The sequence below is a fragment of the Arthrobacter alpinus genome, from assembly GCF_900105965.1.
In the GTDB taxonomy this organism is placed as follows: domain Bacteria; phylum Actinomycetota; class Actinomycetes; order Actinomycetales; family Micrococcaceae; genus Specibacter; species Specibacter alpinus.
Map to the genome: position 1 here is coordinate 122,243 of NZ_FNTV01000002.1, position 19,084 is coordinate 141,326.

The 19,084-nt window shown below is 56.4% G+C and carries 25 protein-coding genes; 19 read left to right on the forward strand and 6 right to left on the reverse strand.

Translation table 11 applies throughout. From position 1 onward, the window contains the following. Positions 1 to 3: 3 nt before the first annotated feature. Positions 4 to 426, reverse strand: a complete 423-nt coding sequence (locus BLV41_RS20035) for an arsenate reductase ArsC (protein ID WP_074713556.1) — start codon at positions 424 to 426, stop codon at positions 4 to 6. Positions 427 to 466: 40 nt separating this feature from the next. Continuing rightward, complete coding sequence (gene arsB / locus BLV41_RS20040; RefSeq protein ID WP_074713852.1) at positions 467 to 1,513, reverse strand: ACR3 family arsenite efflux transporter; 1,047 nt, start codon at positions 1,511 to 1,513, stop codon at positions 467 to 469. Positions 1,514 to 1,658: 145 nt separating this feature from the next. Here arsB and BLV41_RS20045 point away from each other — a divergent pair, with 145 nt between their 5' ends. The 11 genes from BLV41_RS20045 (at position 1,659) to BLV41_RS20095 (ending at position 9,635) form a co-directional block, all read left to right on the forward strand. Continuing rightward, positions 1,659 to 2,009: an ArsR/SmtB family transcription factor gene (locus BLV41_RS20045; protein WP_074713557.1), complete on the forward strand. Its 351-nt coding sequence runs from the start codon at positions 1,659 to 1,661 to the stop codon at positions 2,007 to 2,009. Further along, positions 2,006 to 2,521: a GNAT family N-acetyltransferase gene (locus BLV41_RS20050; RefSeq protein ID WP_244517048.1), complete on the forward strand. Its 516-nt coding sequence runs from the start codon at positions 2,006 to 2,008 to the stop codon at positions 2,519 to 2,521. The genes BLV41_RS20045 and BLV41_RS20050 overlap by 4 nt, the downstream gene beginning before the upstream one ends. 210 nt (positions 2,522 to 2,731) lie before the next feature. Further along, positions 2,732 to 3,727 (forward strand): arsenic resistance protein, encoded by a 996-nt coding sequence (locus BLV41_RS20055; RefSeq protein ID WP_074713558.1) that lies wholly within the window; start codon positions 2,732 to 2,734, stop codon positions 3,725 to 3,727. Positions 3,728 to 4,344: 617 nt separating this feature from the next. After that, positions 4,345 to 5,013 (forward strand): hypothetical protein, encoded by a 669-nt coding sequence (locus tag BLV41_RS20060; protein ID WP_139244512.1) that lies wholly within the window; start codon positions 4,345 to 4,347, stop codon positions 5,011 to 5,013. 497 nt (positions 5,014 to 5,510) lie between these two features. Next, entirely contained in the window at positions 5,511 to 5,774 is a 264-nt protein-coding gene (locus tag BLV41_RS20065) for a glutaredoxin family protein (protein ID WP_074713560.1), read from the forward strand. Between the two features lie 12 nt (positions 5,775 to 5,786). After that, positions 5,787 to 6,119 (forward strand): hypothetical protein, encoded by a 333-nt coding sequence (locus BLV41_RS20070; RefSeq protein ID WP_074713561.1) that lies wholly within the window; start codon positions 5,787 to 5,789, stop codon positions 6,117 to 6,119. Between the two features lie 13 nt (positions 6,120 to 6,132). Next, positions 6,133 to 6,501 carry a single stranded DNA-binding domain-containing protein gene (locus BLV41_RS20075; RefSeq protein WP_074713562.1) on the forward strand — a complete coding sequence of 123 codons (369 nt, stop codon included), beginning with the start codon at positions 6,133 to 6,135 and terminating at the stop codon, positions 6,499 to 6,501. Between the two features lie 39 nt (positions 6,502 to 6,540). Continuing rightward, positions 6,541 to 6,837 (forward strand): ParB family protein, encoded by a 297-nt coding sequence (locus BLV41_RS20080; RefSeq protein WP_074713854.1) that lies wholly within the window; start codon positions 6,541 to 6,543, stop codon positions 6,835 to 6,837. 211 nt (positions 6,838 to 7,048) lie between these two features. Beyond that, positions 7,049 to 7,246 (forward strand): helix-turn-helix domain-containing protein, encoded by a 198-nt coding sequence (locus BLV41_RS20085; protein ID WP_074713563.1) that lies wholly within the window; start codon positions 7,049 to 7,051, stop codon positions 7,244 to 7,246. Beyond that, positions 7,243 to 8,739, forward strand: coding sequence for a hypothetical protein (locus BLV41_RS20090; RefSeq protein WP_074713564.1), 1,497 nt, complete (start codon positions 7,243 to 7,245; stop codon positions 8,737 to 8,739). The genes BLV41_RS20085 and BLV41_RS20090 overlap by 4 nt, the downstream gene beginning before the upstream one ends. After that, positions 8,736 to 9,635: a DNA adenine methylase gene (locus BLV41_RS20095; RefSeq protein ID WP_074713565.1), complete on the forward strand. Its 900-nt coding sequence runs from the start codon at positions 8,736 to 8,738 to the stop codon at positions 9,633 to 9,635. Before BLV41_RS20090 ends, BLV41_RS20095 begins: the two co-directional genes overlap by 4 nt. A 126-nt stretch (positions 9,636 to 9,761) precedes the next feature. Here BLV41_RS20095 and BLV41_RS21475 read toward each other — a convergent pair whose 3' ends face one another. The 3 genes from BLV41_RS21475 to BLV41_RS22680 form a co-directional block, all read right to left on the reverse strand. Beyond that, positions 9,762 to 11,021, reverse strand: coding sequence for a site-specific integrase (locus tag BLV41_RS21475; protein WP_139244513.1), 1,260 nt, complete (start codon positions 11,019 to 11,021; stop codon positions 9,762 to 9,764). Positions 11,022 to 11,419: 398 nt separating this feature from the next. Next, positions 11,420 to 11,824: a helix-turn-helix domain-containing protein gene (locus BLV41_RS20105; RefSeq protein WP_342028223.1), complete on the reverse strand. Its 405-nt coding sequence runs from the start codon at positions 11,822 to 11,824 to the stop codon at positions 11,420 to 11,422. After that, positions 11,742 to 12,380 carry a tyrosine-type recombinase/integrase gene (locus tag BLV41_RS22680; protein WP_342028224.1) on the reverse strand — a complete coding sequence of 213 codons (639 nt, stop codon included), beginning with the start codon at positions 12,378 to 12,380 and terminating at the stop codon, positions 11,742 to 11,744. Before BLV41_RS22680 ends, BLV41_RS20105 begins: the two co-directional genes overlap by 83 nt. A 176-nt stretch (positions 12,381 to 12,556) precedes the next feature. Here BLV41_RS22680 and BLV41_RS22685 point away from each other — a divergent pair, with 176 nt between their 5' ends. The 5 genes from BLV41_RS22685 to BLV41_RS20130 all read left to right on the forward strand — a co-directional run bounded on the left by BLV41_RS22685 (position 12,557) and on the right by BLV41_RS20130 (position 14,717). Continuing rightward, positions 12,557 to 12,769, forward strand: a complete 213-nt coding sequence (locus tag BLV41_RS22685; RefSeq protein ID WP_244517050.1) for a hypothetical protein — start codon at positions 12,557 to 12,559, stop codon at positions 12,767 to 12,769. Between the two features lie 118 nt (positions 12,770 to 12,887). Next, the gene (locus BLV41_RS20115) at positions 12,888 to 13,505 is read left to right on the forward strand and encodes a single-stranded DNA-binding protein (RefSeq protein WP_083361019.1); all 618 of its coding nucleotides are present in this window, start codon (positions 12,888 to 12,890) and stop codon (positions 13,503 to 13,505) included. A gap of 86 nt (positions 13,506 to 13,591) precedes the next feature. After that, positions 13,592 to 14,143, forward strand: coding sequence for a hypothetical protein (locus BLV41_RS20120; protein ID WP_244517051.1), 552 nt, complete (start codon positions 13,592 to 13,594; stop codon positions 14,141 to 14,143). Continuing rightward, on the forward strand, positions 14,133 to 14,393 hold the full coding sequence (locus BLV41_RS20125) for a ParB family protein (protein ID WP_074713568.1): 261 nt from the start codon (positions 14,133 to 14,135) through the stop codon (positions 14,391 to 14,393). Before BLV41_RS20120 ends, BLV41_RS20125 begins: the two co-directional genes overlap by 11 nt. 45 nt (positions 14,394 to 14,438) lie before the next feature. After that, positions 14,439 to 14,717, forward strand: coding sequence for a hypothetical protein (locus BLV41_RS20130; RefSeq protein WP_074713569.1), 279 nt, complete (start codon positions 14,439 to 14,441; stop codon positions 14,715 to 14,717). A gap of 257 nt (positions 14,718 to 14,974) precedes the next feature. Here the strand turns inward: BLV41_RS20130 and BLV41_RS20135 are convergent, their stop codons facing one another. Beyond that, entirely contained in the window at positions 14,975 to 15,616 is a 642-nt protein-coding gene (locus tag BLV41_RS20135; protein ID WP_074713570.1) for a hypothetical protein, read from the reverse strand. Between the two features lie 178 nt (positions 15,617 to 15,794). Here BLV41_RS20135 and BLV41_RS20140 point away from each other — a divergent pair, with 178 nt between their 5' ends. The 3 genes from BLV41_RS20140 (at position 15,795) to BLV41_RS20150 (ending at position 19,060) form a co-directional block, all read left to right on the forward strand. Beyond that, on the forward strand, positions 15,795 to 16,397 hold the full coding sequence (locus tag BLV41_RS20140; RefSeq protein ID WP_074713571.1) for a hypothetical protein: 603 nt from the start codon (positions 15,795 to 15,797) through the stop codon (positions 16,395 to 16,397). Continuing rightward, entirely contained in the window at positions 16,372 to 16,983 is a 612-nt protein-coding gene (locus tag BLV41_RS20145) for a recombinase family protein (RefSeq protein WP_244517052.1), read from the forward strand. The genes BLV41_RS20140 and BLV41_RS20145 overlap by 26 nt, the downstream gene beginning before the upstream one ends. Before the next feature lie 484 nt (positions 16,984 to 17,467). Continuing rightward, positions 17,468 to 19,060, forward strand: a complete 1,593-nt coding sequence (locus tag BLV41_RS20150; RefSeq protein WP_139244514.1) for a glycosyltransferase family 39 protein — start codon at positions 17,468 to 17,470, stop codon at positions 19,058 to 19,060. Positions 19,061 to 19,084: the final 24 nt, after the last annotated feature.

Sequence of the window (19,084 nt, forward strand, 5' to 3'; positions counted from 1 at the left end):
GTTCTAGCTGGTGGGGAGAAGTTCGGTGATGAGTGCCTGGATGCGGGCCTTGATGTCGTCCCTGATCGGGCGGACGGCGTCCACGCCCTGCCCGGCCGGGTCTTCAAGTTCCCAGTCCTCGTAACGCTTTCCAGGGAAGAACGGGCAGGTGTCCCCGCAGCCCATGGTGATCACGACGTCGGATTCCTTCACGGCCTCGGTGGTGAGGACCTTGGGGATCTCGGTGGACATGTCGATGCCCTCCTCCGCCATGGCGGCCACAGCGGCCGGGTTGATCGAGGCTGCCGGTGCGGAGCCGGCGGAGCGGACCTCAATGGCCCCGTTAGAGAGAGTGGTCAAATAGGCGGCTGCCATCTGGGAACGGCCGGCGTTGTGTACGCAGACGAACAGGACGGAGGGCTTCTTGGCGGTTTCGGTGGTGCTCATGAGTTCATGCTCCTCAAGGAAAAAGACGGGAAATTTAGGATCAAACTGACAGGGGCTGAGTGGTGAAGAATCGTTTCCGCGCCCACAGGGCCACATAGACCAGGGCGACCAGGACGGGCACTTCAATGAGGGGGCCCACCACGCCAGCCAAGGCCTGGCCGCTGGTGACACCGAAGGTGCCAATCGCGACGGCAATGGCAAGCTCAAAATTGTTGCCCGAGGCAGTAAAGGCCAGGGTGGTGGTTTTGGCATAGCCCAGGTTCAGGAGCCGCCCAATGACCATGCCAGCGGCGAAGACCACCAGGAAGTACACCAACAGCGGCAGGGCAATCCGGGCCACATCCATCGGATTGGACGTAATGGCATCCCCCTGGAGGGCGAACAACAGCACGATCGTGAACAACAGCCCGTACAGGGCCCAGGGGCCCAGCTTGGGAAGGAACTTGCCCTCGTACCAGTCACGGCCCTTCGCCTTTTCGCCAATGAATCGGGTCAGGAACCCCGCCAACAACGGGATGCCGAGGAAGATCAGTACGGAGGCGGTGATGGCCCAGAAGGAGAAATCGGCGCTGGTGGTGGGAAGTCCCAGCCAGCCCGGGAGGACCTGGAGGTAGAACCAGCCCAGGGCGCCGAAGGCGAAGACCTGGAACACAGAGTTGATCAGCACCAGCACGGTGGCGGCCTCGCGGTCACCGCAGGCCAGGTCGTTCCAGATCATGACCATGGCGATGCATCGCGCCAAGCCCACGATGATCAGGCCCGTGCGGTACTCGGGCAGGTCGGGAACAAAGATCCAGGCCAAGGCGAACATGAAGGCCGGAGCGGCCACCCAGTTCAGGACCAGCGAGGTGATCATCAGCTTGCGGTCCGCCAGGACACGGCCGGTCTCGTTGTAACGGACTTTTGCCAGGACCGGATACATCATGACCAGCAGCCCAATGGCGATGGGCAGCGAAACAGACCCAACCTTTACTGCGTCCAGGGCGGTGTTCAACCCCGGAACGAACTTGCCCAACAGCAAGCCAATGAGCATGGCGGCGATGATCCACACCGGCAGGAACCGGTCCAAGGTGGAGAGCTTACCCATGACGGCAGCCTCTCCAGATGAGGCGGGTGTGACGGTCTTGATACTCACAAGGCTCCTAGGCAGTCCAGCGAAGATTGATGATTGTCGATATTAAAAGTATCAAGCGCTACATCGACAATTGTCAATCTAAGGGCATAATGGATACATGAACACTGCATTAACGATGGAGACAACTACTGAGCAAGTCTGCTGCGAACCCAGTAGCCAGCCCGTGCTCAACGCGGCTGACGCCCAGAGCTCTGCCCGGGTGCTCAAGGCACTCTCGGACCCGAACCGGCTGCGCCTGCTCTCCATCGTCAAAGCCGGCGACGGCGGCGAGGCTTGCGTGTGTGACCTCACCGAGCCCCTGGATTTGGGTCAGCCCACCGTCTCCCACCATTTGAAGATCTTGGTTGATGCCGGACTGTTGGAGCGCGAAAAGCGCGGCACCTGGGCCTACTACTCACTGGTCCCGGGCGCCCTCGAAAAGGCCGCGACTCTCATCACCGGACTGTGACTGAGCACGGGGTTCAAGGCGTGCAGATCCGCCTCATGGCCGAGAGTGACTGGGATGCTGTCCAGGGCATCTATGCCCAAGGAATCGCCACCGGAAATGCCACCTTTGAAGAACAGGTGCCGGCGAAAGCTGACTTTCTGTCCACAAGGATCCCGGAGCTCCGCATCGTCGCCGAGGATACCAACGGCGATGTTGTTGGCTGGGCTGCAGCATCGCCCACCTCAACCAGGGCGGCCTACCGCGGCGTCATTGAGCACTCCGTGTACATAGACCAGGCCCAGGCAGGCAGGGGCATCGCCACCCAGCTACTCCAAGACCTGATCTCACGCGCCCAAACCAATGGCTATTGGACAATACAATCCGGGATCTTCGCTGAAAACACGGCCAGCAGGGCCCTCCACACCAAAACAGGATTCAGGGAAATCGGCCGACGCGAACGCATCGCACAAATGACCTTCGGGCCAGCAGCCGGGCAGTGGCGAGACACCTTCCTCTACGAACTTCGCCTCTAATCCTGCACGGGACCGCATCCCCACCTCTGAACGATGAACGCGGTCAACCCGGGGTCTGAGCACCAACCCTGTGACAGCCATTGCAATGATGTCTACTCCGCACGATTTTTTGGCCCATTTCCTGAACCAGGAGGACAGGACTCTAGGCGCCATTTTCGCCTTTGCGCGAGCATGACTCCGATTCCAATAAGACCAGCCCTCTCGCCTAGCATGGACTGGGTGAAACCCCAGAATCTTGTTACCCGGATGGAACACCATCAGATTGGCTTGTACCTGATCGCCATCCTGACAGGCGGGGCCATTGGACTCTTAGCCCCGGGCTCGGCAGGGGCGCTGGAACACTCAATCAATCCGATCCTTGGATTGTTGCTATACGCGACGTTTTTGGGGATTCCTTTTGCATCCATTGGCAAGGCCGCCAAGGATCTGCGGTTCATGGGCACTGTGATGGCGCTGAATTTTGTGATTGTTCCTGTGGTGGTGTTTGGATTGACCCGTTTCATTGCCGGCGACCAAGCCCTGTTGCTAGGGGTACTGCTTGTGTTGTTGACTCCTTGCATTGACTACGTAATTGTATTCACCGGTCTGGCTGGCGGGTCCAGCGATCGACTCCTGGCCGCCGCCCCGGTGTTGATGCTGCTCCAGATGCTTTTGTTGCCCCTGTATCTGCTGTTGTTCGTTGGCCCCGAAGTTGTCTCGGCAATCGACCCGACACCCTTCATTGAAGCCTTGGTTGTCTTGATCATCATTCCGCTGGGCGCGGCGGCACTCACACAGGCACTGGCGCGCACACATTCGGCGGGCCGGACCATGATGACGATCATGCAGGCCCTCATGGTGCCGCTCATGATGGGGACATTGGCCGTGGTCGTAGGCTCCCAAATCACCGGAGTCGGGAAGGAACTTGGGTCTCTGCTGGCAGTGGTCCCGCTCTACGCCGCATTCCTCGTCGTGATGGTGCCACTGGGCATGCTCGCGGCGAAGTCGGCCCGACTCGACGCACCCGCTACCCTTGCCGTGATTTTCAGTGGCGCGACCCGCAATTCACTCGTGGTGCTCCCGCTGGCCCTGGCACTGCCCGAACCTCTCTCCCTGGCTGCCCTGGTCGTGGTTTCCCAGACCCTAGTCGAACTCATCGGCATGATCCTCTACGTCCGGTACCTTCCAGTGCTCATCCGCAATGAAAACCCTCAACAGCCGGCCTAGCGCCATATTCCCGTGACAGGACCGCTGTGCCCCGTGATGCCATCTTCAAACCAGCATCACGTATCACGCGCAACTGAGGCTATTGCAATAATGCCTGCTCCTCGTGCAATTACGTATCGTCCACACATGCACCCATTCTGTACCGGAACCTGAAACTCCGGAAGCCTTACCAAGTTTCAGCGATAATCCAACCTTGCCCCACAGCGAGTATTGGCCTATGGCTTCGCTTGTAGGCCCGTAACGAACAACGGAATAGTATCCGGCGGTAAGAGATCGTTGGCCGGGTGTTGAACCCCATCACGTGGACTGCCGCGCTAGCTGGGTTGCGTGTCAAGCCATAGGTTACGAGAGCTCTCGCTGCTTCAGGGAAGGATCGCTGTATTCTGAGGATCAACTGCGGATTGCGATGCGGCAAACCCGGCTAGATCCCACCCAAATTATTTCGATGTTCACAAAATGAATCAGGGGTATCGCGAACCTACCGATGGGCATGCAACTTGATGCGAGAATCCGACAAAGCCCCCTTCGCTCATATGGAGTCAAGAGAAGCTGACTTAGAAGGGTGGAGAGTTAGGGCGCAACGTTCGGAAGTACCAGAAAGAGGGAGCGAGCTTCAGTTGGATGACGCCGGATTCGATGAGCATCCCATCAGCGAGATGGCGCGCATAAGCCTAATTTCAGCCGGTGAGCATCTTCGTTTGGCTTGGACAGCAATCTTGGCTGGGCAGCTTTACCCTATTGCGCACTTCACTACGTTGCGGAGCGCCCTTCTTGCTGCGTCGCAGGCTGTCTACATTCTTGGTCCTGACGAGGGTAGTGTGCGGCGTGGACGCGGGCTGGCTGCAGTGGCTGAGTCTTACAAGAGAGCACGACAGTTCCACAAGGAAACTCTCAAGCATCCGGATCTTACGGACGGCGAACGGCAGGAGATCGAAGCCCACGTTGAATGGTTGACAACTCGACTGGGTGAGACGAGGCAAGCCGGTGCCGAAATCTCAATGAACATCACGGACGATGTCATTCCTTACGCTTCTAAGCTGGTCTATGGGATGAGCAAAGAGCGTGAGCTTGGGGTGAATCTGTTGTGGCGAAAATTGAGCGGGGACGCTCACGCATTGACGTGGGCTATGGCGCAACGCACGACCTTCCGGTCGGCTAGAGCAGGACAGATCCTTAGCGAAGGCATCGTCTGGGGGACTTTGGAAGAAGTTTCACAGCCTTTCGAGGCCTCATTTCAGATCCTAAAGCGAGGCTGGTCCCTATATGACCAGAGGTGTGAGAAGTGACAATTAGCCGTAGCCGTTTCCCAAAATAGTTGACCCTAGATGCTCGCTCCGGAGGACAGGGCGGCATTGAAGTCGCTCCTTGCAATTGCGGGACACCACTAGGCCCCACCTCGCCAAGGCAATGGCGGAAAACCTGAGTGTTCAGCTGATGTAAATACCTGTCATGGCAAAACTTCTGATAAACAAAAGACAAAAGCGGTCCGATGACGACACCTGTAGGGAGCGGGGAGCGTTGACCTGGCAAAGAAACCTTGAGAGAGGTATGAGTTTTCAAGCGCCTGAGGGGAATCCCAGCGAGGTTCTATCCGTTCTTGCACCACCCCCACCTAGCGTCGCGCACGTCAGAAGCGACACCCAAAATCGTTCAGAATATTCCTCAAGTTCCGCGTATTTATTGATCAAAACCCTTGTATATTCATATGAATAAACGATAGAATAGGGGTATAGCAACAGCCGAACATAACCAGTGAATATACGAAACGCAGGAGCTGATTCCCATGACGATCACCATCTACTCAAAGCCTTACAAGTCCGGTTGCTTTCAGTGCGACAAGACGAAGGATTTGCTGGACGCTGCAGGGATCAGTTATATATTCGTTGACATCACGAGCAACGATGCAGCGCTGGAGTACATCTCGGAAGACCTCGGCTACGCGCAAGCCCCCGTGGTGCTGGTAGAAATTGCTGGCAGCATCGATCACTGGTCAGGGCTGAACCCACCCAAGATTCAGAAGGCCATTGCACTAGAGCTGGCCGCGTAGGGAGTGGACGCCATGACAACCAGGATCACCCGCCTTGAAGACGTTGACTACTACCTCCCCCTCTACGACGAGGACGGCGACGTGGATCATGAGGCCTCCTACCACGGGAACATTCTCGCCCTGGGCCGCGACTTTGGACTCCCGGGCGTCAGCGACTGGACAGCCCACGAGGTCATGACCACATTCCCCGAGGTGGAACATTTCAGCCAAGCTACCCCCGAAGTTCAGGCCGCATTGATTGCCCTGGGGAAGTCCATCGACAAGTTGAACCCCGAGGAACCGTCCACTGCAGAAAAGGTCGACGCGGCCACCGCTAACGTTCACGCAGTACTCACCACCAAGTAAAAGGAGCAAGACCATGGCCGGCGAAACCACCATTACAGTCATTGGCAATCTCACCAGCGACCCCGAACTTCGGTTTACCCCGGTTTCCCGTGAGTTCGTGAAAACTGAAGGTGCTCTTGCGGGGAACTTCACCATAGACTCGACGCTTCGGGACTTCGTTCTTGCCTCGAATGCGCGGAAGGGCAGTGAAGCGATCCTTTTCCTCACCACTGCCTGGCGGGAGATGGCTGAGAGGGTCGATGAACCTTCCTGTAAGAGGTTCTGCTCCATAGTTTTGGGCTGGTTGAAGCCCGGTCCCGATGAACGGGGGAAGGCAGGAGTCGGATGGCCCTCGACTTGGATGTCGATGAAATTTGTACCAGCCTTCAGTATGACGAGTTGAGGAATGGACGTACTCAGCGAGGCCCCCAGAGCTCCGCGCATGTCCCATCGGAAGATTCTCAAACCGCGGGCTAAACGCGATGACAATTCCATCAGCGCCAAGTTCACCCGTGATGACGCTGAGCAGATCCGTGCCGTCGTAAGGGGTGCGGGTATTCAGGAAGGCTATGCTTCGGCCAATGACTTCATAGAGGCAGCCGTCCGGCGGGAATTGAGGCGGGTGCAGCGCAAGTACAACAACGGCAGGAAATGGCCTGGTGTGCCTGCAGGGCAACTACGCCCAGGCCGGCGTACGAGGGAAGAGTCCGCAGTACATGAAGATCGCCAGCAAACTTAGTCCGCCAGAACGTAGGGGTATCGATGGTTCCGGATCTGAAGGCGACCAGGCCCTCCGAAACGTTGAATTTCGGTGATTAGGTGCTCCATGACTATCGATTGCTTGGCCAGAAGTACAGAAGAAGCTTCACTGTTTACTGCGTGTACAGCGCAGGTTTTCGTTTGTCATTGATATCGTATCTCTGAAGCCTACGAGTGGAGTTTAAGAGAATATGACGGAAGATAGCGAAGTGCTGACAACCCAAGAAGCGGCAGCTCTACTCCGAATAAGTACCAAGACTCTGCTAGCACTTGTTCGAGAAGGTGCGATGCCGGGCGAAAAGGTGGGGCGAGCGTGGCGATTTCTCCGCGTTGACGTCCTTGCGCACGTGCGGGGGACAAATTTCAAGACAGCCGGGGGACCTGAATGATTGACATGTCAACGTGGGAAGTTCTGACACTAGGTGTCGCGGACGAACTGTTGCTCGATCCTAAGAACGTCCGCCTCGACATCGCAGAAGGCGTCCCTCAGGCAGACCTCATCCAAGACTTGTTTGCAAACGAAAAGGCATTGAGTCTTGTCGAAGGCATCACTAAAGTTGGTTTTCTAACACATGAGGTACCTATCGTTGTCGAGCGGGACAAGAAATTCGTCGTAGTTGAAGGCAACCGCCGAGTTGCAGCACTCAAAGCGATACAGAACCCTCTCCTCGTTCCCGATCACCAATCAAAGATCCGGAAGTTGATCGGCAACGATTTCGACCATGCATCGCTAAGTCACATCACGGTCAAGAAAGCTCCTTCGCAAGATGATGCGGACCAGCTAATTGCTGCGCTGCATACTGGCAATCAGCGGGTTGCTTGGAGCCCTACTCGACAAGCAGCCTTCTTCCAAGCACAGCTGGATGCAGGAAAAACTGCGGAAGAGCTGATTTCTCAATACCCGACAGTTGACGTTCGAAAATTCATCACTCGAAGCCGAATTCTCGGACTGTTCCGCGAAGTTGACTATGACGATGCTGCCGTAGCTGATTACACCAGGAAGCGCCGCTTCCCGGTGTCTACACTGGCGCGATTGTACGAAAATGAGAATTTTCTCGAACTAGTCGGCATCTCAGTCGACGATGACACGGCGTCCGTTTCTTTAACTGCCAATCGTGGGGCCTTCAAACTGATCGCCACCAAAATAATCCTTGACATGAGTTCTGGGGTTATCAACACACGAGTGCTGAACAGAACTAACAGCGCAAGCTACACGGAGTACATGGACGATCTCCGTGACCTACTCACTTCATATTCTGCTGCCGAGCACGATAACTTAGGCGCTGACGGGAATGAATCGAGTGCGTCAACATCTCGACCGTCAGAGCCGACCAATACAAGGGCTGGCACCAGTGACAAAACGGCACCCTCGAGCGGCAAGGGCAAAGGTGATTCCGACAGTCAGGGATCAAGTAAAACGAAGCCAAACCCACCCCTTCGCGAACGCAATTACCTCAACACGGATGTTCTGAGTGTGTCTCCCGACTTCCCTCCGGTAGTCGGTGACATCCTTCGCGAACTATCCAAGCTCCACGTTGGAACTTTTCCCAATGCAACAATGGACCTTCTTCGCACCTTCCTGGAGAAGACCATCAAGGCTTATGCCGAAATTGTAGGTGAAGATATAAGGCGCACGGGCAACGAGCAAGGGTTTGTCCAGCTCAGCCACAGCCTCCTATGGCTCGAGGCTCATTTTAAGGAAAACGGCCCCAAAGCATTCGTGCAGCCGATCCAGAGAATCCGTGGAGGAAAGACGTTTGTCGGATCCAAAGAGCATTTGGATGCCACCAACCACAACCACCATGTAGTGACGTCGGCCGACGATGTTCGCGCTGCATGGTCTTCTATCGAAAGCATCCTTAAGGCAGTTCTGAAACCATGACAACACCATCAGCCACTACCAAAACACCTAAGAGGGTCACGGTATCCCCGCTCCGGTATCCCGGCGGCAAGGGCATGCTGTACTCCAGGCTGCGGAATATCATCCGAACAAACGATCTGACTTCTAGCACGTTCGTGGAGCCCTACGCAGGAGGGGCCGGAGCAGCCTTAGGGCTTCTGGTTTCGGGTCAGGTTTCCCGTATCGCCATCAACGACCTCGATCCGGCGATTTTTGCTTTCTGGAAAGCCGTTGTCGAGCGGCCGAAAGAATTCACACAGCTTGTCAGCACGGTCGCTCTGACCGTTGATGAGTGGGAAAAACAAAGGGAACGGTATCTCAACTCATCTAGAGATGACTATCTGACTCTCGGATTTGCGACGTTCTATCTGAACCGAACAAATCGATCCGGCATTCTGAACGGAGGTCCAATTGGAGGTAAAGATCAAAGAGGAAACTACAAGATAGATGCCAGATTCAATCGGGAGACCCTTGTAGAACGCATAAGACTTATTGCACTGCATGCTGGGCGCATAGAAATCACCAATGAGGACGGCCTAGGAGTCATTGACCGACATGCGCTCGACCCGGAATCACTCATTTATGCTGATCCGCCGTACTTTGAGAAGGCTGGTTCGCTCTATATGAACGCGTTCAATATGGACGGGCACGAACTCCTTGCTTCCCATCTTAACCAGGCAAGTGCGGCGAAATGGGTACTCACCTACGACGATGTAGCGCACGTTCACCGGTTGTACCAGGACCGCAGGCGTATGTTGTTTTCGTTGAATTACTCGGCCCACAGAGTCACCAAGGCCCAAGAGCTGATGGTCTTTTCAGACAGTCTGACGATTCCCGATGAAATCAAGGAAGGCAACCAACTCTTGCTCGCTGCCTAGGGGTCGTAGGCTCTTGGGCCATCCATCTAACAGTGGCCCATAGTGGTGCGTCCACCGCGTTCCCCCTATCCCGCAAGCCAGCTGAACATCGGTCTTTTGCGCCGTCCTCGGGTCCAGTTTCCTTCTCTATGTCGGGTTGAGGGTGTTTGTGTATCGCTCGGCGCCTTTCACACTCAGCCCAAAGAGATCACAGAGTCTGCGTATATCTTGAGTTGCGTTGGCTTCGTGCAGGATGCGGTCCTCACGGAGTGCCTGGGGGGACATACCCAGGGTATGGATGACCCAGACGTTGCTGACCGGGGTTGCTCGAACGGCGCTCTGTTTGGTGACGAACAAGTATGGATTACTCGTTTCGGGCCATTGGATGGCACGGTGGTCCAGCCAAGCGGACAGGCTTTCGCGAACGGGGCGAGCCAGCAAAACTGTTCGTCCCGGCAGGTGTATCCGGCCGTCTTGAATATCCGTAAGTAGCAAGGCACGGACATGTTCGCTGCGCAGGGCGTGGTAACCGATGAGGTTGGCCAATGCGGTGCGGGCTGGGTTATTGGACTCAAGTGCTGCGCGCATAGCGTTTTCGTTGATCGGCAGAGGAATGCGGGACTCGGGGCGGCCGGTTTTGATGTGGGTCGTGGGGTTGGTAAAGACAAGTCGCTTTGACTTGAGGGTGCGGAACAGCGACCGCAACGAGGTTCCAGCCAGAGCACGATCGCTTCCTTGCGAGGGAATCATTCGATCGACATCGTCGCGGTTGATTTCTCGCAGGGAAGTTCGACCTTCGGCGGCCCACGCATGTACAGCGGGCAGCGCGGATCGGACCCGTACCTTGATGGTGACATGTGCCTTCGGACGCGACCGCGGTGCTGATGAGGTTCCGTAGAGCATTATTTCAAACCAGACTCGCATCTCGTTGTTGATGGATTCTGGGAGGTCGGCTATCTTTCGGTCGAACCAGTCGATGATCGAGGGTTCACGGTCATCCTCAAGTAGCCCGGCCGCATCGAGAACGTCCAGTATCGGCTGACGGCTGAACACGATCGGATCGAGTTGATTGACTTCACTGGCCTTGATCCTTGAGCCGGGAGTGTCCTGAATACGCGCGAGAATACCAAGACCTTGGCAGGTAACGCTGAGACGTGTCTTGCTCCACCCATGCTTGAGTGCATGGTCTCGAGCGACGTGATCCAGCAGCCATGCGAAGCCCGGGTCGGGTGGACTCAGACGAATCCGCAAGCGTGTGAGGTCGCGGGGCACGTGTACCAGAGTTAGCTGCTCGTGCCGTAATGGATACCTGCGACGAGCGGATGCGGGTTTAGCCTGGATGGGATTGAGCCGGCGTTGTCGCCAAATCAGGCCGACGATGGACAGCTGTTGACCGTGTTGATTCATTTCAATGATGCTGGGTCCTGTTCCGTGGGGGCGTGCACCAACTGCAGTGCGCCAACACAGCCGGCAGAACCCATCAGGGTTTAGGGCTTTCGTTTCCTGGCAGGAGAGGCACGGGCGGACGGTTTTGAATCTTCGGCGCCATCCTCTGCATCCCGCGCAGAGCCAGCTTGTGTGGCGAGTGACTCCCCAGCCGAGGCAATCCAAGCAGCTGTCCACCAGTTGAGGTGCGAAGCGATGACATCGCTGGCATAACCCACCAGAGTAATATCGTTCGGTGGATCCGCATTTACGACAGGGTGGTGGCGCGAATGGTCCGCCGGGCATGCATTGGTGGCAATGCACGTCTCGCGCTGTCGCTACCGGACGTGCACCACACTGAGTACATGTCCGCGGAGTGCTCACGCCGGCGGAAGGGAACGGATGCGTCCCAACCGCGGAGTGATGATCTGCCCCCCAACAATTGAGATCTTTTCCTTAGCGGGCCGGCGTGCGGCCACCGCCTCAGGTTCCCTGATCAGCAGCTCATTCGGTTCACAGTCCAGGACGTGGCAGATAATGTCGAGATCATCCAACCGGATCGACGTGGGAGTGCCGGTCCAAAGGGCCGACATCTTCCCCGCGCTAATCTCAAGCCCGGCCTCGGCCAACCGCCGTCTCATTTCCGTCGATTTCCAGACTCCGAGTTCGGCAGCTTTCATGCGCAGGTTCCAACGCATTCGTTCACCTCTTTCCGTTTCCCCATCGCAGAGCGACACGTTCGTTCGCCACTGCCCATGCGTTTTCGACATGATTGTCATGGACATGGATATAGCGGGTGGTCGTAGACAGCCATTCATGTCCGAGAAGGTCTTGGATAGCCTTCAGATCCATTCCACGTTCGTACATCGATGAGGCGCAGAAGTGACGCATCCCGTGGGGGGTTAGCCGCCCGGACCAGTCCGGAAGCCACAGGCTCACTGACCTAGCGAAACCGGACCTTAACGCATCATCTCCTGCCCTGCGGCTCCGACCGAGTTCGGGGTCCCGCCGTTCGCTCGGAAGTAAAGGCGCATCCGGGTCATCCCAGTCGTCCCCGAATTGATGGCGCACGTCGCTTAGCCACCAGTTCAGTAACCCATCTACGCCGTTGATAGCTGGCACCATCCTTGTCTTGGGTCCTCGGCCCATGCTGCCCTTGCCGAAGCGGACATGTAGTTTTCCTTGCTCGCCCAAGTCAGGGCGCCAGTCGCGGATATCGAGCATTACCGTTTCGCTGATCCTCAGGCCGACCCGCCGCCACAGCGAAGCAGCAAGGTAGTCCCTTGCTGCGGGTAGATACTTGCGCGATTCGGGCAAGGCCTCACGCCAACCGGAGAACAATGCTTCGACTTCGAGGCTGGAGGGGGAACCCTGATCATGCCACCGTAATCTGCCTTGGCTGGGCGGTTGAACTCGTCAACAGGTTGGGTCACCACGTGTCCGGTGAGTTGATGGATCTCACCTTGGTACCGGCTAATTAGGAACTCGAAGAACCGCGCAATGGTCCCAGCTTTTCCATGCACAGTACTCTTGGCAAGCCCTTTGGACTTCCGCTCTTGGTTCAGGAATCTGTCGACGTCGCCGGGTTGGGCAGTCCAAAGGTAGTTTCCGAGATGACGAAGGAAGCTGAAGATCACGGACCGCGCCTGCGAGATGTACTCGTCGCTGATGCCGGAAGCCGCCGCTGCCAGTGCGAACTGGTCCAAGAGTTCCTGCTCAAAATCATCTAGTTCTTGAGGGGACATAGAGTGCCTGGTTATGGCAGGGCGAACGACCGCTAACTTAACCATGTGGTCCCCACTTCGGTCGTAACGAAATATTGTCAAATAAATAGTATATTAGTCAGGAATGCTGAAGAAAATTCATTACCAAGCGGTAGTGCTCGAGATCGCTAGGGCGACTGGATGTAGTCAGCGTATAGGGGAGGTTCTGCATACCGAACCCACGGCAGTTGCGATAAGCGGATCCGCGGTAGCCAACTTCACCATTGCTTCAACACCACGCACCTTCGACCGCCAGTCCAACGAGTGGAAAGACGGGGAAACACTCTTCCTCCGTGCTTCCATCTGGCGTGAAGCCGCCGAGAACGTGGCCGAGTCCCTGACCAAGGGAACCCGCGTGATCGTCTCTGGCCGGTTGAAGTCACGGACATATGACACCAAGGAAGGTGAAAAGCGCACCGTCATGGAGCTTGAAGTCGATGAAATCGGCCCCTCGCTGCGCTACGCCAACGCCAAAATCAACCGCACCCAACGCTCCAGCAACCAGGGAAACCCGGCAGCTGCAGCTGCGGCTGCCCCTGCCTTCGGCGGGCAGGGTTACCAAGCCGGCGGACCCGATAACCAAAGCGGGGGAGGGTATGCGCCATCATCGCCAGCCACCACCAACGACCCCTGGGCAATTCCTTCAGAGCCGATTAATGGAGGGTGGGGGAGCGGCCCGGATCAGTCTGAGCCGCCGTTCTAAACCCTCCGCAGTGTCGAGGCCAGTGGATATGCTGGCCCCGAGGTACATCCCAGACACGGATATGTGAAACGACTAGGACTAAAGCCATGAGTAACGAACAAGAGCCCCCGCTGATACTCCACCGCATCTCAGATTTTGGGGATGATCTCAGCGAGGACAACTCCAGATTTCTCACCATTCCCAATTTTCCACTTAGCAAAGAGGACGAAACCTTGAGTCTCAACGATGAACTCCGCGCCTGGGCCAAAGGGCTGCACGCCTTAGAAGCAGCAACCGAACTGTTGATTAGATCCTTTGACGGGCGGTTCGCCAAGCCGGGGAACCCCTGGATCGATAAGGATATGGATTCCGGGAATGTGTGGGTCAACTTCGAGGCGATCCCCGAAAACCTGGGGGGAACATCCGGAGGGGAACGCCGACTCCTGATGCTCGCCGCATCCCTGTCAGACGTTGGCGTTGAGATAAACCTCGGAGACTACCTCCCTGGCCTTGACCGCAAGATTCTCAATCTCGTCCTGGCAGCTGTGGCCCAGGCTGCCGGCAGCCACGAACACTCAGACCTTCTCGTCAATGAAGCCGGCGAGCCGACTTCGATTCAGCGCCTAGATTCCCTGTACCCATGGCCCGATGAGAGCTAAGCGAACACCACCAAGCTTCAGCATCACCCTGCCGGTGGAAGTGGCGGACCAGGTGCGGGCGGCACTACAAGCCGCCGGCGCTCTGGAAGGCTATGCCTCCGTGAATGACTTGTTGGAGGCTTCAATACGTAAGGAGCTCCGCAGACTACAGCGCAAACACAACGCCGGTAAAGCATGGCCGGGGATCCCCGCCGGTGTGTTGCGCCCCGGGCGACGCACCCAGGAAGAAACACAAACTACTGCTCAGTAGGGCCAAGCACCGAAATCACCGCACCAACACATTGAAGACAAGACCATGGATGCAAGCCGGAGGCCACACGTAGACGTCAAAGACGAACGCGGCGGGATCATCGATCCCGAGCTGTTGACAACCAAACAGCGGACACAACGGCGCGCCGCCATTACGGAACAGTTCCGTGAGGGTGGACAGCTGTCGAACTTGCAGAGTGTGCGCGACGAGCTGGCCATCAGAATGTCATGGGTGGAGGAGTGGGACCACCACAGGGCCTTGAATAAGTGGACGCTACGCCAAATGGGCGGACTCATTGCCGCGAGTAGTGCCGGAAATGGCTGAACCAGACTGGTTTAGCGTGGACGAGGCTGCCCGCGCGCTGAAAGCCTACGACCAGGGATGAGAAGTTGACCAGAAGTTTGGGAACAGGACACCCCGGAGGCTGAACGCCAGGACTACCGCCGCGAAGTGGCCCGCATAGCGATCGTGGTTGAGATTCTCCAGAAGGCGGGGCGGTAAGGGTCTCGCCCCAATAGCCCCTCGTGAATGCATCTTAATGTTTGTTTGAGTGTGTGGTGCTGCTGAGGCCGGTTGTATTCCTATTTCTTCCACGAACTGAAGAAATCAGCGATTAGACGTCCTGAAAATGGCACCGCTGCCGCCACCGCCACTTCTCCCACTTCGCTGACTGTAAGAGCGAGGGCCTTAATGACAGAACTGCTGGCAGTCTCTCCCATGACGATGTCGGCCTCAATGAGTCGGCCACCTACTTTCGGGTTGGCAGGGCCCGAGACGATGCAATCGATTCCCCACGATGTGCCCTTGGGGATGTGTGATGGCTCAATGAGAATGAATCCCATGCCATGATCGTCCTCATCTGGGTCAACGTAGGTTGGACCCCCGTCGCTACTTTCGATCTGCACGACCCCGTATAGGGGGCAATTAAGTTCGATGGACAAGGATCGTCCATCGAACTGTTCCCGTGTTATGTCGCGGGAACCGATGTTCTTCAGCACAAGACTCAACAAATGGGGATTATTGACTGGAGCGTCATTGAAGGTCACTTTGAGCTCGTCTGCTGCGGGTTTGACTGCAAGCAGTCGCGTCGAGCTGTAGGCGACCAACACTTTGCCCCGCCGGTTACCCCAAGTCCGCGTGGCCAAGATCGCAGCGACACCAATGATAATTGCAGCGATGATGGCCAGAAATGCTAGCCATTCGCTTGTTGTCCAGTTTCTCATCCACTAATCATGGAGCATCACCGAACATCGTCGAAAACGACCCTTTTTGCACCACTAGGAAATCGATCACGCTACGATGATGCATAACTTGACTGCGTAAACTAATAAGTCGATTGTGTAATCAAAGTCAGTCAAAACCGTGTAGGTATGGTTTTTGACAAGATTTCAGGGGGAATAAATGGAATTGGATCAGCTGGGTAGAATCCTCGCCGGTATAGCAGGACTGCTCGGAGTTGTGGTAACAGTCTTTCTTGCAGCTCGAAAAGCTACAAATCGGGAAGCGATAGCCCATCGCCGCGCTTCGGAGGCTTTGAGCTTGCTCAAAGCGTGGGAGGAAACCAAACTTGCCGATGAAAGCCCGGGAGATCTGAGAGCCAAAGCGAGCCTTCGTCTCGAACTGCTTGATCAGGCCTTACGTTCCACCCAGATTTACGTTTCCTCTACCAAACCCATACTTACTACCTACTGGGCATCATTCATCTTTTTTGCGTACGTTCCTATTAGTGCGGGAATCATGATGTTCAAATTAGAGGCCTCGGACCTTGACAACCCATGGATCCAAGCCATGGTTGTTGGGGTTCCGATGGCCGTGCTTTTCGCGGCCGTATTCGTGAGCTTTAGGGTTTCTCAGCATCGTCAAGACGCAAAGTCACTCAATGTCTCGCGGAAGAGACGATCTGCTCACATCAGAGGAAAGACTAAATCAGGTGCGCGTCAGAAATGGAACAAAGTGATGGCTGTGTTTGCTGGCAAACATGAGCGCATTGGAAACGGAGACTGAGATGGCGACGTTGATTGGGTACGCCAGGGTGAGTACTACGGAGCAGAACGTTGATCTACAACACGACGCTCTCAACGCGGCCGGCACCTACCGGATTTGGACGGACTACGCCTCAGGTGCGACGGCGATCCGTCCGCAGTGGCAGGACTGCCTGGACCACCTTCAACCTGGAAACGTGCTGGTCGTGAAAGACTTGTCGAGGCTGGGGCGAAACTCGGCTGACCTGGCTGCGATAGTCAAGACTCTTGCCGAGCGGAACGTAGGCCTCCAATCCTTGACAGAGACGTGGTTGGACACCACCAACTCCCAGGGGCTGTTGATGTTTCATTTCTTCTCCGCCATTGCGGAGTACGAACGCAACAGACTCCGCGAACGGACCATGGATGGCCTGAAGGCCGCCAAGGCCCGGGGGAGGGTTGGAGGGAGGCCCACGAAGATGACACCTGATAAGTCCGCCACAGCACAGGATATGCGAGCCAAGGGCCGGACTATCAGGGACATTGCGAACACGATTGACGTCAGCGAAGCCACCGTTGTACGGCACCTGTCCGGGGCGAGGAAGGACCAGCGCCCTTCTGCCAAGTAGGCGGGTTCAGCGGCTAAATAATTTGCTTGTCCAGTTAGCGTTGGAGAAATCTCCAACGAGCGAGAAAACGGGTCACTGGTATGCCGGAAACCGCGGCCTAGGGGCCAGATTTGTAGAGACGTGAGGGGGAAGGCCTGATGAAGACTGAAATTCATTCGTTGGCAAACCTCTGGATCGATGACCTAGAATCCTGGCGACCAGCAGAAGAAAGCTGGTCGGTTGGTACTACGCTCTTGGGCGGACCTGAAGGAGAACCGGGGGAGAGTCCTTCGACATTACAGTGTGAAGCAAAGCCTGGATTGATAAGCAGGCTAACCGCGATGGCATTTGCGATGGACGCCATCACCACATCGTGAACGCGTACGATTGGCAACCCAATCGATACGCTCTATGTTGTTTCCGATTCCTGCGTAGATTTGCTTCATTCTAAGGTCGCGACCTCTTGTGAGAGAATTTGTACGGCTCCGCTAGGTCCAGCAGAGGCATGGATCGAATCGTGGCCACGGCTCGCCGGTCACCCCCGTTCACGTACAGAGGATTTGACGTCATCGCCACGCCTGACACCCTGCAGCGAAAGCCACACTTCTCCCGTCTGAGATCGGTTCAACTGGCGCCTATTTACGTAGGTTTTGTTGGCTTCTTGGTGTCCTTCGCTGCCAGTTGGGTACCGTCACTGTGGCGCGATGAGGCCGCTACTGCCTACGTGGCAAATCACACGACATCCGAACTATTCACCATAGTCGGGCAGATAGATGCAGTCTTCGGACTGTATTACTGGCTGATGCATGAATGGCTATCGGTGGTCGGAACGAATCCGTTGACACTGCGATTTCTGAGCGCCGTCGCGGTGGGCGTGGGCGCCGCCGCCGTCACCGCAACCGGGACACGCCTTTATCGGACCAGTTTCGGGATCGTCGCCGGCCTGCTCTTCGCCATCCTGCCCCGGATGACCACCATGGGCATCGAAGCACGGTCCTATGCCTTGTGCGCCGCCATGGCGGCGGTTCTAGGCTGGCTCACAGTAGTTCTGTCTGATCGTGCCCGCGCACTGACAGCCGTCTTCTACTTCCTGGTGGGTACATTCGCCGTCTACCTGCACATGTACGCCGTTCTAGTTGTTGGCACACTGTGGCTCTCCGGCATGTTTCTCGCCCGCACCAAGAAGTCACGAATATGGCTCTCGTTTGCCAGTGCAGGGGTGTTTGCGGCCACCATTCCGCTGCTGTTGCTGGCCAAGAATCAAGCTGGTGCGCAGATCAGCTGGATCAATTCCTCGCCCTTGCGGATGATGTACCAAGCCGTTGTTGAGCAGTATTTTCCGTACAAGACCGTGGTTCGTTTCACGACCCCTGACCAGGAATGGGTGCGCGTTGTCGCCACGGTCCTGGCTGTTGTTGCGTGGCTGCTCATTGCAGTCGTCGTCGTACGCGGCTGGAAGCAATACCGCCGACTACTTATCTTTTCTTTGCCGAGCGTGGTGTTACCAACGACGCTGGTGCTGGCCTATTCACTGGCTGTCTCACCGGTCTACACGCCAAAGTACCTGATCGCCACCGTCCCTGCGTTCGCCATCTTGCTAGCGTGTGCGCTCTTCTCCCTCCGGCGTACGTGGGTGCAAGCAACGGCGGTTGTCTTGTTGGTAGGCCTGATCGTCCCGATCTATATTGCCCAACGCCAACCAAATGCGAAGTTCGTTATCGATGACTATTCCTTCATCGCCGAGACCGTGGACCACAATGCCAGGGAAGGGGACGGGATTCTCTTTGACTCCAGCCCTGGAGACCCCATTGAATCAGGGCGCAACGCGATTTCCGGCTATCCTCAAGCTTTTAGTAAAACACTGGATATGGCCGAAGTAACCGGGCCGGCCCGGCTCACCACTCCGTGGTCGCCCCAACTCTCCTTCAACCAAATACACCAAGTCGTCGAACAGACACCCAGGATTTGGCTGGTCACAACACCCCAGCGGGACAACAACGCGAACGCTGATTATGCTGCAGAACTAACGCAACTCGGGTTCCGGGAAGTCAGTCGATTCGCCGGCCCCACCCACATCGTGCTGCTCTGGAGCCGATGACAAGTTCTGCACAACCAGTCACTA

Bases quoted from the DNA above. Each gene is read 5' to 3' on its own strand.
- BLV41_RS20150 (WP_139244514.1), top strand. From the start codon at position 17,468: ATGGATCGAATCGTGGCCACGGCTCGCCGGTCACCCCCGTTCACGTAC.
- BLV41_RS22685 (WP_244517050.1), top strand. From the start codon at position 12,557: ATGCACAGTACTCTTGGCAAGCCCTTTGGACTTCCGCTCTTGGTTCAG.
- BLV41_RS20070 (WP_074713561.1), top strand. From the start codon at position 5,787: ATGACAACCAGGATCACCCGCCTTGAAGACGTTGACTACTACCTCCCC.
- BLV41_RS20035 (WP_074713556.1), bottom strand. From the start codon at position 426: ATGAGCACCACCGAAACCGCCAAGAAGCCCTCCGTCCTGTTCGTCTGC.
- BLV41_RS20105 (WP_342028223.1), bottom strand. From the start codon at position 11,824: ATGTCCATGACAATCATGTCGAAAACGCATGGGCAGTGGCGAACGAAC.
- BLV41_RS20080 (WP_074713854.1), top strand. From the start codon at position 6,541: ATGTCCCATCGGAAGATTCTCAAACCGCGGGCTAAACGCGATGACAAT.
- BLV41_RS20095 (WP_074713565.1), top strand. From the start codon at position 8,736: ATGACAACACCATCAGCCACTACCAAAACACCTAAGAGGGTCACGGTA.
- BLV41_RS20120 (WP_244517051.1), top strand. From the start codon at position 13,592: ATGAGTAACGAACAAGAGCCCCCGCTGATACTCCACCGCATCTCAGAT.
- BLV41_RS20055 (WP_074713558.1), top strand. From the start codon at position 2,732: ATGGACTGGGTGAAACCCCAGAATCTTGTTACCCGGATGGAACACCAT.
- BLV41_RS20115 (WP_083361019.1), top strand. From the start codon at position 12,888: ATGCTGAAGAAAATTCATTACCAAGCGGTAGTGCTCGAGATCGCTAGG.
- BLV41_RS20140 (WP_074713571.1), top strand. From the start codon at position 15,795: ATGGAATTGGATCAGCTGGGTAGAATCCTCGCCGGTATAGCAGGACTG.
- BLV41_RS20090 (WP_074713564.1), top strand. From the start codon at position 7,243: ATGATTGACATGTCAACGTGGGAAGTTCTGACACTAGGTGTCGCGGAC.
- arsB (WP_074713852.1), bottom strand. From the start codon at position 1,513: ATGGGTAAGCTCTCCACCTTGGACCGGTTCCTGCCGGTGTGGATCATC.
- BLV41_RS20125 (WP_074713568.1), top strand. From the start codon at position 14,133: ATGAGAGCTAAGCGAACACCACCAAGCTTCAGCATCACCCTGCCGGTG.
- BLV41_RS20045 (WP_074713557.1), top strand. From the start codon at position 1,659: ATGAACACTGCATTAACGATGGAGACAACTACTGAGCAAGTCTGCTGC.
- BLV41_RS20135 (WP_074713570.1), bottom strand. From the start codon at position 15,616: ATGAGAAACTGGACAACAAGCGAATGGCTAGCATTTCTGGCCATCATC.
- BLV41_RS20145 (WP_244517052.1), top strand. From the start codon at position 16,372: ATGAGCGCATTGGAAACGGAGACTGAGATGGCGACGTTGATTGGGTAC.
- BLV41_RS20065 (WP_074713560.1), top strand. From the start codon at position 5,511: ATGACGATCACCATCTACTCAAAGCCTTACAAGTCCGGTTGCTTTCAG.
- BLV41_RS21475 (WP_139244513.1), bottom strand. From the start codon at position 11,021: ATGAATCAACACGGTCAACAGCTGTCCATCGTCGGCCTGATTTGGCGA.
- BLV41_RS20130 (WP_074713569.1), top strand. From the start codon at position 14,439: ATGGATGCAAGCCGGAGGCCACACGTAGACGTCAAAGACGAACGCGGC.
- BLV41_RS20085 (WP_074713563.1), top strand. From the start codon at position 7,049: ATGACGGAAGATAGCGAAGTGCTGACAACCCAAGAAGCGGCAGCTCTA.
- BLV41_RS20075 (WP_074713562.1), top strand. From the start codon at position 6,133: ATGGCCGGCGAAACCACCATTACAGTCATTGGCAATCTCACCAGCGAC.